Raw genomic sequence first — 16,459 nt, 5'->3', positions numbered from 1 at the left:
GCCGGGACGTCAGGAGCCGCGGGGGCCACCGGGTCGGCGGGGACCGGGGGAGGCTTCGGGAGGCGGACCTGCAAGGTCATCTCGGAGTCCGGGTCGGCTCCGGACCCGTCTTCGGCTCCGGACCCGTCTTCGGTCCTGCCCCCGGCTTCGGTCCCGGTCCCGGTCTCCGAGACCGGCTGCCGCGCGTCCTGCTCCTGCTCCTGCTCCTGCTCCTGCTCCTGCTCCTGCTCCTGCTCCTGCTCCTGCTCCTGCTCCTGCGACGGTACGGCGTCGGCTGACGGGTCCTCGTCGGGCGCCGTGTCCTCGGCTGCCGCGTTCTCGCGGATCGTCCGCTCGGCGGCGACGATCAGCGGGTCGACGGCGGGCAGGGGCTCGGCGACCGCCTCGGGGGTGCTCTCCGCTTCCGGGTCCGACGCCGCCCCGGGCTCCGGGGTCGGCGCCGTGGCCGACGACGGCTCCGCTTCGGCGGGCGTACCGGGCGTGGACGCCGAGGACGGGAGCGGTGAACGGCTGGGCAGGGCGTTGGAGTTCGCCTCCGCCACCGAGCCCGGCAGGTTGAGCGTGGGCGCGTCACCGGGAAGCTGCACGGCGGGCGGCGAGGAGGCCGGCAGCGAGTTGGGCAGCAGGGCGCTCGGCAGAACGACGACGGCCGTCACACCACTCCCCTTCTGCTCGCGCAGCTGGACCCGCACACCGTGCCGGGCGGCCAGCAAGGACGTGACCTGGAGGCCGAGTCCGGCCCCGGTCATGTCGATGTGCCGCTCCCCCGGCTCGAACGAGGCCGGGTCGGCCAGCCTGGCATTGAGCTCGCCCATCCGGACCGTCGACATGCCGATGCCCGCGTCCGACACGGAGAGCATCACCTCGCCGCTCTCCAGCAGCCAGCCCGACAGCTCGACATGGGAGTCGGGCGGCGAGAAGGAGGTCGCGTTCTCCAGGAGTTCGGCGAGGAGGTGGCTGAGGTCGTCGGCGGCGAACCCGGCGATCTGGGCGTGCGGCGGCAGCGACTGGATGGTGACCCGCTCGTACCGCTCGATCTCGCTGACGGCCGCGCGCGCCACGTCGACCAGCGGGATCGGCCCGGCGTGGCCGTGGCCGTGCTCGGCGCCGGCGAGGACGAGCATGTTCTCGCTGTGACGGCGCATGACCGTGGCCATGTGGTCCAGCTTGAACAGGGTGGCCAGGCGCTCCGGGTCCTGCTCGCGCTCCTCCAGGCCTTCGATGACGCCGAGCTGCCGCTCGACCAGTCCGAGGGTGCGCAGGGAGAGGTTGACGAAGGTGTGGTTGACCGTGTTCCGCAGCTGCTCCAGCTGGGTGGCCAGCTCGGTGGCCCGCGTCTGGAGTTCGGCCCGCTGGGTGACGAGGGTCTCGCGGCCCGCGATCAGCTTGGACCGTTCGCCGGTGAGGCTCTCGACGCGTCCGCCGAGGTCCCGGTGGAGCGTGGTGAGCCCGCCGTGCAGGGAGTTCATCGACCGGACGACCTGGGCGAACTCGTCGTTACGGCCGGTGTAGCGCACCGGCTCGGCGCTCTCGGGGTCCTCGGCGAGGCGCGCGGCGCCGATGCGCAGGACGGCGAGCGGCTGGGTGAGGGTGCGGGCGACGGCGGTGGAGACGCCGACGGCGAGCAGGAAGCAGCCGCCGAGCAGGGCGATGCCCAGTTCCAGGGCGGTGACGTCGTCGTCGCGGAGGCCCTCCAGGTGCTGGACCTGGCCGGTGGTCAGGGCCGACTCGACGCTGCGCATCCGGTCGACGCGGGCGGAGAGTGCGGCCTCCAGCTTCTTGGGGCTGATCCCGCGCTCCGCCTCCGACAGCTCGGGGCGGTCGGTGAGGCGGGTGAGGTACTTCTCCGCGTTGTTGACCTCGGAACCGGTGACGGTGGCGGACAGCTTGTCGCGGGCCTCCGGGTCCGCCGCCTGGTCGAAGTCGGCCAGCGCGGCCAGCTCCCGGACGCGGGCCTGCTGGGCGGCGGCGCTCAGCTCGTCGCGTTCGCGGTCGGCCCGGGCGTCGCCCTCGTCCTGGGTCGCCACGGGGAGCCCGGTGAAGGGGTCCGTCCGCGTGGTCGGCTCGGAGCTCGGCAGGGCGAGCGCGGCGAGGAGGAGTCCGCGGGTCGCGGAGGCCTGTTCGGCCGCGCCGCCGAGGGTCAGCGGGGCCCGGGTGGCGTCGGCGGCGCGCGGCGGGGTCTTCTCCGCCAGTTCGGCGGCGATGCCGTGCAGCTTGGCGATGACGTCGGAGTACGCCTGGTGCGCCTCCAGGGCCGAGCCCTTGCCGGTCAGCGCTTCACGGCGCAGCGAGGGGACCGTCGAGAGGTCGCGGCGCAGGGCCGCGGAGGCCGCCTCGTGGATCTCGTCGATCTGCTGGTCGACGCGGGTGGTGCGGGCGGTGCGGTTCTTCGCGCCGTCGTCATCCTTCTCGTCGCGGCCGTCGGCGATGTACGCGGTGACGGCGTCGCGCTCGTCGGCGAGGGAGTGCCCGAGAGTGACCGCCTGCTGGTTCAGCTCGGCGAGGGTGACCAACCGCTGGGACTCGGTCAGATCGGCGGAGGCCCCGAGCACGGCGGGGGCGCCCGCCGCTATGACGATGACGCCGACGACCGCGACTCCGGCGACCAGTCGGCTGCGCACCCGCACGGTCCGCTTGCCCGCGCCGGGTGCCGGAGGCGTCGCCCCGGAACCGTCGCGCGTCGTGCCCTTGCTCCGCGGCCGCTTCTTCTGCACCGGTGCTCGCAATCTTGACTCGTCCACCCTTGAAGCAGAGGTGACGCACGGTCACATGGAAGGGCGCCCCGCTCCTGGTACGGCTTCCGACCATTCCAGCGCTTTTGAGAGGGGGGCGCGCATCAACCGCTCCGCCACTCGAAGGAGTGAACAGCACTCTTGAGTTGGCGAACAAGTCTCCCCTGGTGCGCCCCTGACCATGCGTGGACCGTGGGGTGGAACTTCCGCTCCGCCTTTGGCAGGATGCCCGCCCGCATCGGTCCGGAGCCGCCCCTTCCGCCCCGCGCGCCCGCGTTGACCTGCTGGTACAGGCCATTTCCGGTCGCGTGCGGAGAAGGTGAAGGGCTCGTGCAGACTGACGGTATGCGCATCGAACTCGCCACCGCGCCCGGCAGCCCCGAACGCCCCAACGAGGACTGGGCCTCCGGGGCCCTTCCCGCGTCCGGCCAGGGCGGTGTGCTGGTCCTGCTCGACGGCGTCACCCCGCCACCGGGGGACGACGGTTGTGTGCACTCGGTCCCGTGGTTCACCGCACGACTGGGCGGCGCACTGGTGGAACTGTCCGGTTCCCGCCCCGACCTGACGCTGACCGAGGTCCTGGCCGAGGCCATCTCCCGTACAGCCGACACGCATCGCGTCACCTGTGACCTTTCTCACGTGCGTACGCCTCAGACGACCGTGGTTCTGGCGCGTTGGGACGAACGCGCGATCGAGCACCTGGTGCTCTCCGACTCGGCCCTGTTGCTGGAGTCCCCCGACGGCACGGTCCGGGCGGTCCTCGACGACCGTCTGGACCGGCTGCCGCCGGGTTCGCTCGCCTCGAACGAGATCGCCGATTCCACGGTGCGCAACAAGGAGGGCGGCTTCTTCACCGCCGCCGCCGATCCGTCGGTGGCCGCGCGCGCGGTGACGGGCAGCACCCCGGCGGCCGGCGTCCGGGCCCTCGCCGCGCTCACGGACGGCGCGACCCGCTGGACGGAGGTGTTCGGCGAGGGCGACTGGACGGACGCGCTGGGGCTGCTGCGGAAGGCCGGGCCACAGGGCCTGATCGACCGGGTGCGGGAGCTGGAGGACGCCGACGTGGCGGCCGGGCGCGTACGGCTGCGACGCGGCAAGGCGCACGACGACGCCACCGCGCTCCTGGTGGAGCTGGGCTGAGCACCGCGGACGGCGGGCGGCTCAGCTCTCGGCGCGGGCGTTCAGCTGGTGCAGGAGCCGGGCCAGCTCGGCGACCTCGGCCCGGTCCCAGTCGGCCAGCTTGCGCACGTAGCGCCCCCGGCGGGCGTCCCGGACACTGCGGAAGCGGGCCAGGCCGTCGTCGGTGAGGTGGACGAGCCAGGCGCGCCCGTCGGCCGGGTCGGGCTCGCGGGCCACCAGCCCGAGGTTCTCCAGGGAGTGCAACTGGCGGCTCATGGTGGCCTTGCCGACGCCGAAGTAGGCGGCCAGTTCGGTGGCCCGCTGGCGGCCCGCCGCCTCCAGGCGGACGAGCAGGCCGTAGGCGGCGGGCTCCAGTTCGGGGTGGACCTCCCGGGCCATGTCGCCCGAGGTGGCGCGCGCCCGGCGCAGGAACACGGCCAGCTCCCGCTCCAGTGCCAGAAATTCGTGGTCCACACCGCTTCCGTCCGTCGCGCCCGGCTCCGGCCCGCTGTCGTTCCCGCGCACGTCAGTACCCCTCGTACGGTTTCCTGCCGATGAAAGTTCTTCCGCGACCGGTCAACGCCGCAGTTCGGCCAGTATTTCGCAGGAGCAGACCAACGGCGGCAGCCTGGCCCCCTTCCGCACCCCGGGCCTACGTGCGTGGCGTCATCGACGAAGAGGGTCATGACATGGGCACACGACCGTCGGCGAGCCGCCCGCCGGCTGGGGCTTCCACACGATGGGGCCGTACAACCCCGACCGGCCCGACAGTCAGCGACCACGGCCGCTTCAACGGCGCCCTCGACCGCGCACAGGCGCTGGCCGACGGCTGATCCCGCACCGACCGACCACCCCACCGCCGCGGCGACCGCGCCCCAGGTCACCGGGGCTTCTCGCTGCCCGACCCCCTCTATTCACTCCGTGTATACACGCTATGTATAGTCCTCTGCGTACCGCACGCCTGTGCGGGATTTCCCGCACAGAGGAGTGATGTGTCGTGCCCAGAAAGATGCCGCTGTCCAAGACGGGGTTGACCGCGGTGCTGGTGACGGCGCTCACACTGACGTTGGGCGGCTGCTCCATGGACACCACGGCACCGGGCTCGGCACGGGGGGAGGCGGCCTCCGACGCCAAGGGGTCGTTCGGGCCGGTGGACTGCCGCAAGGCCAAGTGCATCGCCCTGACCTTCGACGCGGGTCCGGGCAAGGACACCCCGAGGCTGCTGGACATCCTCAAGGAGAAGAAGGTGCACGCCACCTTCTTCCTGCTGGGCAAGCACCACGTCATCAAGCACCCCGACACCGTGCGGCGCATCGAGGACGAGGGCCACGAGGTCGCCAACCACACCTGGACGCACAAGGTGCTGACCGACCAGGAGCCGGACGCGATACGCGCCGAGCTGGAGAAGACGCAGCTGGCCATCGAGAAGGTCACCGGCAAGAAGCCCAGCCTGATGCGCCCGCCGCAGGGCCGCACCGACGACACGGTCTCGGAGATCAGCAAGGACCTGGGGCTCTCCCAGGTCCTGTGGAGCGCCACCGCCAAGGACTACTCGACCAACGACTCCGCACTGATCAAGAAGCGGATCCTGGACCAGGCGAGCAAGGACGGCATCATCCTGCTCCACGACATCTACCGGGGCACCGTCCCCGCCGTGCCCGGGATCATCGACGCGCTCCAGAAGGACGGCTACACCTTCGTGACCGTCCCCGAGCTGATGGCCCCGGCCGTGCCGGAGCCGGGCACGATCTACCGCCCCTGACCGGGCCGTACGGCACGCGGAACGGCCCGCCCCCGTTGACTCGGGAAGCGGGCCGTCCGTACCGGTCGCGCACCTGCCGTCGCGCCCGTCACTGCGTGGCGGTCAGGCCGCGGCCGGGATCCTGTCCACCCGGGCCGAGGCCGGGGCGAGGGCGATCTCCAGCACCTGGCGGACGTCGGTGACCGGGTGGACGTCCAGCTTCTCCAGCACCTCGGCCGGGACGTCGTCCAGGTCGGCCTCGTTGCGCTGGGGGATCACCACGGTGGTGATGCCCGCGCGGTGGGCGGCCAGCAGCTTCTGCTTCAGGCCGCCGATCGGCAGCACCCGCCCGGTCAGCGACACCTCACCGGTCATCGCCACATCCGTACGGACGAGGCGTCCGGAGAGCAGCGAGGCCAGCGCGGTCGTCAGGGTGATGCCCGCGCTCGGGCCGTCCTTGGGGATGCCGCCCGCCGGGAAGTGGATGTGCACACCCCGGTCCTTGAGGTCGGCGACCGGCAGCTCCAGCTCCGCACCGTGCGACCGCAGGAAGCTCAGCGCGATCTGCGCCGACTCCTTCATGACGTCCCCGAGCTGACCGGTCAGGGTCAGTCCGGACGCCCCGGTCTCCGGGTCGGCGAGCGACGCCTCGACGAAGAGGACGTCACCGCCCGCCCCGGTCACCGCCAGCCCGGTGGCCACGCCCGGCACCGCGGTGCGGCGCTCGGCCGGGTCCTGCGCGGACTCGGGCACGTGGTGCGGACGCCCGATGAGGCCGCGCAGATCCGCGTCGGTCACCGCGAACGGCAGCTCGCGGTCGCCCAGTTCGTGCTGGGCCGCGACCTTGCGGAGCAGCCGGGCCACCGCCCGCTCCAGATTCCGTACGCCCGCCTCGCGGGTGTACTCGCCGGCCAGTTTGCGCAGCGCCGACTCCTCCAGGGCGACCTCGTCCTTCTCCAGGCCGGCCCGCTCCAGCTGGCGCGGGAGCAGGTGGTCCCGGGCGATGACGACCTTCTCGTCCTCGGTGTAGCCGTCGAGGCGGACCAGCTCCATACGGTCGAGCAGGGCCTCCGGGATGGCGTCGAGCACGTTGGCGGTGGCGAGGAAGACCACGTCGCTGAGGTCGAGCTCGACCTCCAGGTAGTGGTCGCGGAAGGTGTGGTTCTGGGCCGGGTCGAGGACTTCGAGGAGCGCGGCGGCCGGATCGCCCCGGAAGTCGGAGCCGACCTTGTCGATCTCGTCGAGCAGGACGACCGGGTTCATCGAACCGGCCTCCTTGATGGCCCGCACGATGCGGCCGGGGAGCGCGCCCACGTACGTACGCCGGTGGCCGCGGATCTCCGCCTCGTCCCGGACACCGCCGAGCGCGACGCGGACGAACTTACGGCCCATGGCGTGCGCGACGGACTCGCCGAGGGAGGTCTTGCCGACGCCGGGCGGGCCGACGAGGGCCAGGACCGCGCCGCCGCGGCGGCCGCCCACCACGCCAAGACCCCGGTCGGCCCGGCGCTTGCGCACCGCGAGGTACTCGGTGATGCGTTCCTTCACGTCGGCGAGGCCGGCGTGCTCGGCGTCCAGGATCTCCTGGGCGCCTCGGATGTCGTAGGCGTCCTCGGTCCGCTCGGTCCAGGGCAGTTCGAGGACGGTATCCAGCCAGGTGCGGATCCAGGAGCCCTCGGGCGACTGGTCGCTGGACCGCTCCAGCTTCTCGACCTCCTTGAGGGCGGCCTCGCGGACGTGCTCGGGGAGGTCGGCGGCCTCGACACGGGTCCGGTAGTCGTCGGACTCGTCCTCCGGGTCGCCGTTGAGCTCGGAGAGTTCCTTGCGCACGGCGTCCAGCTGGCGGCGCAGCAGGAATTCGCGCTGCTGCTTGTCGACGCCGTCCTGGACGTCCTTGGCGATGGATTCGGCCACGTCCTGCTCGGCGAGGTGCTCGCTCAGCCACTGGATGGCGAGCTTCAACCGGGCGATCGGGTCCACGGTCTCCAGGAGCCGGACCTTCTGGGCAGTGGTGAGGAACGGCGAGTATCCGGAGTTGTCGGCGAGCGCGGAGAGGTCGTCGATCTGCTGGACCCGGTCCACGACCTGCCAGGCGCCGCGCTTCTTCAGCCAGCTGGTGGCGAGCGCCTTGTACTCCTTGACCAGCTCGGCGGCGGATCCGGGCAGGGGGTCGGGGGCGACGGTGTCGAGCACGGTCCCCTCGACCCAGAGCGCCCGGCCGGGGCCACTGGTCCCGGCGCCGATGCGGACCCGGTCACGGGCCCGGATGAGTGCGCCCGGGTCGCCGTCCGACAGGCGTCCGACCTGCTCGACGGTGCCGAGGACACCGGTCCCCGTGTACGTCCCGTCGATCCGCGGGACCAGCAGCACCTGGGGCTTGCCGCCGCCGGGACCGGCGGCGGCCTGCGCGGCCTCGACGGCGGCCCGCACCTCGGTGTCGGACAGGTCGAGCGGCACCACCATGCCGGGCAGGACGACCTCGTCGTCGAGCGGCAGCACGGGCAGATCGATCGGTGTGAACGCCTCGGACTCGTTAGTCATGATCTCCCCTTCGGCAGGCAAGTTGAGCTATGTGGGCTCAATGCTCCTGAGCCGCCGAATGTTCCCCACCGCTTGTTCGCTCTGAGCGATCAGACGCTTTCCGGCCCGGGTCGTTCTTACGGGAGCGCCGCGGGACAGGCCGTTGTTCCCCGCCGCCGGAAGGGGGAACTCGCTGGCCTTCGCCCCGGGCGCGGGACAGGATGACGGACACCGACCGCTACGACCGGAGACCGGAGAGCCACACGATGCCCGCGATGCCCGCCCCCGACCCGATGCCGACACGTTCCGCCGGCACCCCCGTCGTCCTCGACCGCCGCGAGGGGCCCTTCGGCGAAGTCGTGCTGCGGGAGCGCGGGGAGCACTTCGAGATCATCGCCAACGGGTGCTTCCTGATGGACACCTCCGACGGGCGCTCCGAGCGGCTGCTGATCGACGCCGCGCTGGCCGCCCTGCCCGCCGCGCGGACCGGCCCCTCGGTGCTGATCGGCGGCCTGGGCGTCGGGTTCTCGCTGGTGCGGGCCGCCGAGGAGGAGCGCTGGGGCCGGATCGTGGTCGTGGAGCGGGAGCAGGCGATCGTGGACTGGCACCTGGCCGGGCCACTGGACCGGATCTCCGGGCCGGCGCTGGCCGACCCCCGGACCGGGATCCTCCACACGGATCTCGTCGCCCACCTCCGTACCACCACGGAGCGTTACGACGCGCTGTGCCTGGACATCGACAACGGGCCGGACTGGACCGTCACGGAGGACAACGGAAGCCTCTACTCCCCCGCCGGCCTGGCGCACTGCCACGACCGGCTGACCCCGGGCGGAGTGCTCGCCGTCTGGTCCGCGCAGCCGTCGCCGGCCTTCGAACAGGCGTTGCGGAATGCCGGGTTCAGCAGGGTTGGTACGGAAGAGGTGGCCGTTGCCCGGGGTGTGCCCGACGTGGTCCATCTCGCACTCCGGGCGATCTGAACCCCCTCCCGGTATGCGCGGACCGTCGGTGGCACGGGTCAACCGGCACAAGGCCGACGATCCGGCCGCCCGGTCGGCGTGAACTCGCACGTCCGGGGCAACACCCTGCGTAGCCGGGAGCCGTCCGCTGCCTTTACGCTGCTGACCGGTACACGGGATCACCCACCGAAATCCACCAGCGAAAAGACCGTGCCTCCGGGGGAATGGCTCCCGCGAGAACGGGCAGGGGCGGGGCGATGGAACAGACACACACCACCCACAACGGCGTCGCGGCCACCCCGGGGGCTCAGCGCCGGGTGCTGGTGGTCGAGGACGACCCCACGATCGTCGACGCCATTTCCGCCCGGCTGCGGGCGGAGGGCTTCCTGGTCCAGACCGCGCTGGACGGCCCCGCGGCCGTGGACGCGGCCGAGGCCTGGCAGCCCGACCTGATGGTGCTGGACATCATGCTTCCCGGCTTCGACGGCCTGGAGGTCTGCCGCCGCGTCCAGGCGCAGCGGCCGGTACCGGTGATGATGCTGACCGCGCGCGACGACGAGACCGACATGCTGGTCGGGCTCGGGGTCGGCGCCGACGACTACATGACCAAGCCGTTCTCCATGCGGGAGCTGGCCGCCCGGGTGCACGTGCTGCTGCGCCGGGTGGAGCGGGCCGCGCTGGCCGCCGTCACCCCGCGGAGCGGAATACTGCGTCTGGGTGAGCTGGAGATCGACCACGCGCAGCGCCGGGTGCGGGTCCGCGCCGAGGACGTCCACCTCACGCCGACCGAGTTCGACCTGCTGGTCTGCCTCGCCAACACCCCGCGCGCGGTGCTGTCCCGGGAGCAGTTGCTGGCGGAGGTGTGGGACTGGGCGGACGCCTCGGGCACGCGCACGGTCGACAGCCACATCAAGGCGCTGCGCCGGAAGATCGGCGCGGAGCGGATCCGTACCGTGCACGGCGTGGGCTACGCCCTGGAGACTCCCGCGCCATGACCCGGCCAGGGTCCGGACTGCGGCCCTTCTCGATCAAGGCCAAGCTCGGCACGCTCGTCGTGGTCTCGGTGTTCATCACCACGGGGCTGCTGATCGTCGCGTTGCGGACCCGTACGGAGTTCCGCTTCATCACGGTGTTCTCGGTGATCGCCACGCTGCTGATCACCCAGTTCGTGGCGCACGGTCTGACCGCGCCGCTGGACGAGATGAGAGCGGTGGCCCGGTCCATCTCGCACGGCGACTACACCCGCCGGGTGAGCGGCGCCGGGCGGCGGGACGAGCTGGGGGACCTGGCGCAGACGATCAACCGCATGGCGGACGACCTGGAGGCGGAGGACCTCCATCGAAAAGAGCTGGTCGCCAACGTCAGCCATGAGCTGCGCACCCCCATCGCGGCGCTGAGAGCCGTGCTGGAGAACGTGGTGGACGGGGTGTCCGCCGCCGATCCGGAGACGATGCGCACGGCGCTGAAGCAGACGGAGCGGCTCGGCCGGCTGGTCGAGACGCTGCTGGACCTGTCGCGGCTGGACAACGGGGTGGTGGCACTCAAGGCCCGCCGTTTCGAGGTCTGGCCCTATCTGTCGGGCGTACTGAAAGAGGCCAACCTCGCCGCCTCCCACCGCCGCCTGTCATCGGGTTCGGGCAATCACTCCCGTACGGACGTCCACCTGCATCTGGACGTCTCGCCGCCGGATCTCACCGCGCACGCGGACGCGGAGCGGCTGCACCAGGTGGTCGCCAACCTCATCGACAACGCGGTCAAGCACAGCCCGCCGCACGGCCGGGTGACGGTGCTCGCGCGGCGCGGGGACCGTCCCGAGTCGCTGGAGCTGGAGGTCGTCGACGAGGGGCCCGGCATCCCGGAGGCGGAGCGCCACCGGGTGTTCGAGCGCTTCAACCGGGGCAAGGCGCCCTCCCCGCACGGTCCGGGGAGCGACGGCGGTACGGGGCTGGGGCTGGCCATCGCCCGTTGGGCGGTCGATCTGCACGGCGGCCGGATCGGGGTGGCCGAATCCGCGAAGGGCTGCCGCATCCAGGTCACGCTCCCCGGAATCCCCGAGCCGCGCGGTTGACGGCGCGGTTGACATAGGGTCGAACCGGAAGGGCACGTTCACCCGTGTCCTGCCAACAAGGGGCCTCAAGGGGACGCGGTCGGATGGCCGTATCCTCGGTCCCGCGTACCCGAAGTGCAGTGGAACCTCGCTTGTTTCCCGCCATTTCCTGCGCCGAAACCCGCCTTCCGATGTGATGTGCACGACGAAGCACCGGCCCGGCCTGCAAGGAACGGTTCGGGGGGCGTAGCCTTGATTTCCGCTGTCCATCACCTTGTGAAGCGGAAGAGGGCGGTTGCCGCCGTGTCGTCTCAGTCCCCCAGTAACTCGAGCATCTCGACCGATCAAGCCGGCCCGGGTACGAACCCGGCCGCCGCGTTCGGCGCCAATGAATGGCTCGTCGACGAGATCTACCAGCAGTACCTCCAGGATCCCAGTTCGGTCGATCGCGCCTGGTGGGACTTCTTCGCCGACTACAAGCCGGGTGCCTCCGGCACGGCGGACAAGCCCGTTCCCGGCGTCGCACCGGTGACCGAGGCGCCCGCCGCCCCGGCCGCGCCCGCCCCGGCGGCCGCTCCGGCTCCGGCGAAGGCCGCGCCCGCAGCCGCTCCGGCGGCTCCCGCGCAGCCGGCCCCGGCCAAGGCCGCCCCGGCCCCGGCCCCGGCCCCGGCGAAGCCCGCGGCGGCGAAGCCGGCCGCCGCGCCCGCCAAGGCCAAGGCGGACGATTCCACCGAGGCCCCGGCCGGCCCGGAGTACGTGACGCTGCGCGGCCCCTCGGCCGCCGTCGCGAAGAACATGAACGCCTCGCTGGAGCTGCCGACGGCCACATCCGTCCGCGCGGTCCCGGTGAAGCTGCTCTTCGACAACCGCATCGTCATCAACAACCACCTCAAGCGCGCCCGCGGCGGGAAGATCTCCTTCACGCACCTCATCGGGTACGCGATGGTGCAGGCCCTCAAGGCCATGCCGTCGATGAACTACTCCTTCGCCACGAAGGACGGCAAGCCGACCCTGGTCAAGCCGGAGCACATCAACCTGGGTCTGGCCATCGACCTGGTGAAGCCGAACGGCGACCGCCAGCTGGTCGTCGCGGCCATCAAGAAGGCCGAGACGCTCAACTTCTTCGAGTTCTGGCAGGCGTACGAGGACATCGTCCGGCGGGCCCGCATCGGCAAGCTCGGCATGGACGACTTCTCCGGCGTCACCGCCTCGCTGACCAACCCCGGCGGCATCGGCACCGTCCACTCGGTGCCCCGTCTGATGCCCGGTCAGGGCCTCATCATGGGCGTCGGCGCGATGGACTACCCGGCGGAGTTCCAGGGCACGTCGCAGGACACCCTGAACAAGCTCGGTATCTCGAAGGTCATGACGCTGACCTCGACCTACGACCACCGGGTCATCCAGGGCGCCGCCTCCGGCGAGTTCCTGCGGGTGCTGTCCCAGCTGCTGCTCGGCGAGAACGAGTTCTACGACGAGATCTTCAAGGCGCTGCGGATCCCCTACGAGCCGGTCCGCTGGCTCAAGGACATCGACGCCTCGCACGACGACGACGTCACCAAGGCCGCGCGGGTCTTCGAGCTGATCCACTCCTACCGGGTCCGCGGCCACGTCATGGCCGACACCGACCCGCTGGAGTACCACCAGCGCAAGCACCCCGACCTGGACATCACCGAGCACGGCCTCACCCTGTGGGACCTGGAGCGGGACTTCGCGGTCGGCGGGTTCGCCGGCAAGACGATGATGAAGCTCCGCGACATCCTCGGCGTGCTGCGTGAGTCGTACTGCCGCACGACCGGCATCGAGTTCATGCACATCCAGGACCCGAAGCAGCGCAAGTGGCTCCAGGACCGGGTCGAGCGCCCGCGCCCGAAGCCCGAGCGCGAGGAGCAGCTGCGCATCCTGCGCCGGCTGAACGCGGCCGAGGCGTTCGAGACGTTCCTGCAGACGAAGTACGTCGGCCAGAAGCGGTTCTCGCTGGAGGGCGGGGAGTCCGTCATCCCGCTGCTCGACGCGGTCCTGGACTCCGCCGCCGAGGCGCGCCTCGACGAGGTCGTCATCGGCATGGCCCACCGCGGCCGGCTGAACGTGCTGGCGAACATCGTCGGCAAGTCGTACGCGCAGATCTTCCGCGAGTTCGAGGGCAACCTCGACCCGCGCTCGATGCACGGCTCCGGCGACGTCAAGTACCACCTGGGCGCCGAGGGCACCTTCACCGGTCTGGACGGCGAGCAGATCAAGGTCTCGCTGGCCGCCAACCCCTCGCACCTGGAGGCGGTCGACCCGGTCCTGGAGGGCATCGCCCGCGCCAAGCAGGACATCATCAACAAGGGCGGCACGGACTTCACGGTCCTGCCCGTCGCGCTCCACGGCGACGCGGCCTTCGCGGGCCAGGGCGTCGTCGCCGAGACGCTCAACATGTCGCAGCTGCGCGGCTACCGCACCGGCGGCACCGTGCACGTGGTGATCAACAACCAGGTCGGCTTCACCGCCGCCCCGGAGTCCTCGCGCTCCTCGATGTACGCCACCGACGTGGCGCGCATGATCGAGGCGCCGATCATCCACGTCAACGGCGACGACCCGGAGGCCGTGGTCCGCGTCGCGCGGCTCGCCTTCGAGTTCCGGCAGGCGTTCAACAAGGACGTCGTGATCGACCTCATCTGCTACCGCCGCCGCGGTCACAACGAGGGCGACAACCCGGAGTTCACCAACCCGCAGATGTACACCCTGATCGACAAGAAGCGCTCGGTGCGCAAGCTGTACACCGAGTCCCTCATCGGTCGCGGCGACATCACGCTGGAAGAGGCGGAGCAGGCGCTCCAGGACTTCCAGGGTCAGCTGGAGAAGGTGTTCGCCGAGGTCCGCGAGGCCACCTCGCAGCCGGCCGCCCCGCACATCCCGGAGCCGCAGGCCGCGTTCCCGGTGACCGTGGAGACGGCGGTCTCCGCCGAGGTCGTCAAGCGGATCGCCGAGTCGCAGGTCAACATCCCCGACTCGATCACCGTCCACCCCCGCCTGATGCCGCAGATGCAGCGCCGCGCGGCCTCGGTGGACAACGCCACGATCGACTGGGGCATGGGCGAGACGCTGGCCATCGGTTCGCTGCTGATGGAGGGCACCCCCGTCCGGCTCGCCGGCCAGGACACCCGCCGCGGCACGTTCGGCCAGCGCCACGCGGTCCTGGTCGACCAGGTCACCGGCGAGGACTACACCCCGCTGCTGTACCTGGCCGACGACCAGGCCCGGTACAACGTCTACGACTCGCTGCTCTCGGAGTACGCGGCGATGGGCTTCGAGTACGGCTACTCGCTGGCCCGTCCGGAGTCGCTGGTCATCTGGGAGGCCCAGTTCGGTGACTTCGTCAACGGCGCGCAGACCGTCGTGGACGAGTTCATCTCCTCGGCCGAGCAGAAGTGGGGCCAGACCTCCGGCGTCACCCTGCTGCTGCCGCACGGCCACGAGGGCCAGGGCCCGGACCACAGCTCCGCCCGCCCCGAGCGCTTCCTCCAGATGTGCGCGCAGGACAACATGACGGTCGCGATGCCGACCCTCCCGTCGAACTACTTCCACCTGCTGCGCTGGCAGGTGCACAACCCGCACCACAAGCCGCTGATCGTCTTCACGCCGAAGTCGATGCTGCGTCTGAAGGCCGCGGCCTCGTCCATCGAGGAGTTCACCACCGGCAGCTTCCGCCCGGTGATCGGCGACGCGTCGGTCAAGCCCGAGAACGTCCGCAAGGTCGTCTTCTGCTCGGGCAAGCTCTACTACGACCTGGACGCCGAGCGGGAGAAGCGCGGCGACACGGAGACGGCGATCATCCGGCTGGAACGCCTGTACCCGCTGCCGGGTGCGGAGATCCAGGCCGAGATCGCGAAGTACCCGAACGCCGAGAAGTACCTGTGGGCCCAGGAGGAGCCGGCGAACCAGGGTGCGTGGCCGTTCATCGCGCTCAACCTGATCGACCACCTGGACCTCGCGGTCGGCTCGGACGTGCCGCACGGCGAGCGCCTGCGCCGCATCTCGCGGCCGCACGGCTCGTCCCCGGCGGTCGGCTCGGCCAAGCGTCACCAGGCGGAGCAGACGCAGCTGGTCAACGAGGTCTTCGAGGCCTAGGACCACGCAGCAGCCGTACGAGCTGTTCGTACGCCACAGGGACCCGGTTCCGCGCTCGTCGCGGGGCCGGGTCCCTGGCGTATCCGGCGTATCCGGCGTTCCGGAGGGCGTCCGCGCCTCGATATCCTGTGCGCATGTACTTCACGGACCGTGGCATCGAGGAACTGGAGAAGCGGCGCGGCGAGGAGGAGGTCACCTTCGAGTGGCTCGCCGAGCAGCTGCGGACGTTCGTCGATCTCAACCCCGACTTCGAGGTGCCGGTCGAGCGCCTCGCCACCTGGCTGGCCCGGCTGGACGACGAGGACGACGAGGACGGGTGACCCTCACGTTCTAGGAGGCTTCCGCGGCCGCTCTGGCCCGCTCGTAAGCGAGCCCCAGCGCGCCCTGTGCCAGCAGCACCGCCCCGGCCGCCGCCCAGCCGCCACTGCGGCGACGGGCGCCCCACAGCAGGAGCGGGAGCCCGGCCGTGAGCTGGACGGCGGCGACGGCACGGGCGCGCGGGCCCCGTACCCACGGGCCGATCCTGCTGCTCTCGACCGCGTCCAGTTCGACGCGTACGGCATCGCGCCAGCCGGCCCACTCGACGCGTTCCACCCCGCGCTGCACCGCCGCGACGCCGCGCAGCCGGTCCGCGCTCTCGCCCGGTGACAGCCCGGCGGGCAGGGTCAGCCCGGTGCGGGTGAGAACGGCGAGCAGTCCCCGCAGCCGGGCATCCGCGTCGGCGTCCGGATCGGGGCGGGTCAGCTCCTCCAGCGCCTGTACGTCCAGCACCGGGTCGAGGCCGAGCCGGACCGCGAAGGTGCGCATGGCCTCGTCCTCGCCCACCGGGGTGCCGTCGGTCAGCCAGATGTAGCCCACGGGACGGCGGAATCCGGCGGCGAGCGTGAATCCGGCCCGGTCGGCGTCCCACCACAGGGCGAGCACCGGCCAGGTGGAGCCGACCGCGAGCGCGGTGGCCCAGCCGCCGAGGACCCGGTCCACCGGCTCGGGGTCCTGCGCGGTGCCCCCGTTCCAGGGTTTGCCCTCCGGCACGAGCACGCTCCACTCCTCGCCCGCGCGGGCCAGCAGCATCTGCTCGCGCAGCAGGTGGGCGAGCGGCCGTACGGTCTCGGGGTCGGCCCGGCACAGCAGGAGGGCCCCGGTGGATGTCGCGTTCATGGCTCACACGCTAGGGCAATTCGCCCGCTTCTGATCCTTTTATGCTCATCCCCCTCCCCGTCGACTCCCCCTGATC

11 protein-coding genes and 1 pseudogene are annotated in these 16,459 nt (G+C 71.5%); 8 read left to right on the top strand and 4 right to left on the bottom strand.

The genetic code is table 11. The annotated features are described in order from the left end of the window. Window positions 1-2,714: nitrate- and nitrite sensing domain-containing protein (locus HET64_RS24525; RefSeq protein ID WP_215108981.1), on the bottom strand; the 2,714-nt coding region annotated here is incomplete at its 3' end. A gap of 363 nt (window positions 2,715-3,077) precedes the next feature. On the opposite strand from HET64_RS24525, the gene HET64_RS24520 reads away from it, so the two are divergent. Further along, the gene (locus tag HET64_RS24520; protein WP_215108980.1) at window positions 3,078-3,872 is read left to right on the top strand and encodes a protein phosphatase 2C domain-containing protein; all 795 of its coding nucleotides are present in this window, start codon (window positions 3,078-3,080) and stop codon (window positions 3,870-3,872) included. A gap of 21 nt (window positions 3,873-3,893) precedes the next feature. Here HET64_RS24520 and HET64_RS24515 read toward each other — a convergent pair whose 3' ends face one another. Beyond that, a complete protein-coding gene (locus tag HET64_RS24515; protein ID WP_215108974.1) occupies window positions 3,894-4,376 on the bottom strand; it encodes a MarR family winged helix-turn-helix transcriptional regulator in 483 nt (160 codons plus the stop codon). Window positions 4,377-4,545: 169 nt separating this feature from the next. Between HET64_RS24515 and HET64_RS39235 the strand changes: the two are divergent. Further along, window positions 4,546-4,684: pseudogene (locus HET64_RS39235) on the top strand (lysozyme); the annotation flags it as partial. A gap of 176 nt (window positions 4,685-4,860) precedes the next feature. Further along, window positions 4,861-5,613 carry a polysaccharide deacetylase family protein gene (locus HET64_RS24510; RefSeq protein WP_215108978.1) on the top strand — a complete coding sequence of 251 codons (753 nt, stop codon included), beginning with the start codon at window positions 4,861-4,863 and terminating at the stop codon, window positions 5,611-5,613. Between the two features lie 102 nt (window positions 5,614-5,715). Here HET64_RS24510 and lon read toward each other — a convergent pair whose 3' ends face one another. Next, a complete protein-coding gene (gene lon / locus HET64_RS24505; RefSeq protein ID WP_215108972.1) occupies window positions 5,716-8,133 on the bottom strand; it encodes an endopeptidase La in 2,418 nt (805 codons plus the stop codon). Between the two features lie 272 nt (window positions 8,134-8,405). Here lon and HET64_RS24500 point away from each other — a divergent pair, with 272 nt between their 5' ends. From HET64_RS24500 to HET64_RS24480, 5 genes are all read left to right on the top strand, one after another. Further along, window positions 8,406-9,089 carry a spermidine synthase gene (locus HET64_RS24500; RefSeq protein WP_374105572.1) on the top strand — a complete coding sequence of 228 codons (684 nt, stop codon included), beginning with the start codon at window positions 8,406-8,408 and terminating at the stop codon, window positions 9,087-9,089. A gap of 236 nt (window positions 9,090-9,325) precedes the next feature. After that, on the top strand, window positions 9,326-10,063 hold the full coding sequence (locus tag HET64_RS24495) for a response regulator transcription factor (protein WP_003966317.1): 738 nt from the start codon (window positions 9,326-9,328) through the stop codon (window positions 10,061-10,063). Continuing rightward, on the top strand, window positions 10,060-11,136 hold the full coding sequence (locus HET64_RS24490) for a HAMP domain-containing sensor histidine kinase (protein WP_215108970.1): 1,077 nt from the start codon (window positions 10,060-10,062) through the stop codon (window positions 11,134-11,136). Before HET64_RS24495 ends, HET64_RS24490 begins: the two co-directional genes overlap by 4 nt. A gap of 282 nt (window positions 11,137-11,418) precedes the next feature. Next, a complete protein-coding gene (locus HET64_RS24485; protein ID WP_215108968.1) occupies window positions 11,419-15,225 on the top strand; it encodes a multifunctional oxoglutarate decarboxylase/oxoglutarate dehydrogenase thiamine pyrophosphate-binding subunit/dihydrolipoyllysine-residue succinyltransferase subunit in 3,807 nt (1,268 codons plus the stop codon). A gap of 134 nt (window positions 15,226-15,359) precedes the next feature. Beyond that, window positions 15,360-15,545, top strand: a complete 186-nt coding sequence (locus HET64_RS24480) for a DUF6104 family protein (protein ID WP_215108966.1) — start codon at window positions 15,360-15,362, stop codon at window positions 15,543-15,545. A gap of 10 nt (window positions 15,546-15,555) precedes the next feature. Here the strand turns inward: HET64_RS24480 and HET64_RS24475 are convergent, their stop codons facing one another. Then, window positions 15,556-16,383 carry a hypothetical protein gene (locus HET64_RS24475; protein ID WP_215108964.1) on the bottom strand — a complete coding sequence of 276 codons (828 nt, stop codon included), beginning with the start codon at window positions 16,381-16,383 and terminating at the stop codon, window positions 15,556-15,558. Between the last annotated feature and the right edge of the window lie 76 nt (window positions 16,384-16,459).

The sequence above is a fragment of the Streptomyces sp. McG3 genome (assembly GCF_018619185.1).
Classification (GTDB): Bacteria; Actinomycetota; Actinomycetes; order Streptomycetales; family Streptomycetaceae; genus Streptomyces.
Note: the sequence above shows the minus strand (reverse complement) of the source record. Positions and strands in the feature narration are given on the sequence as shown.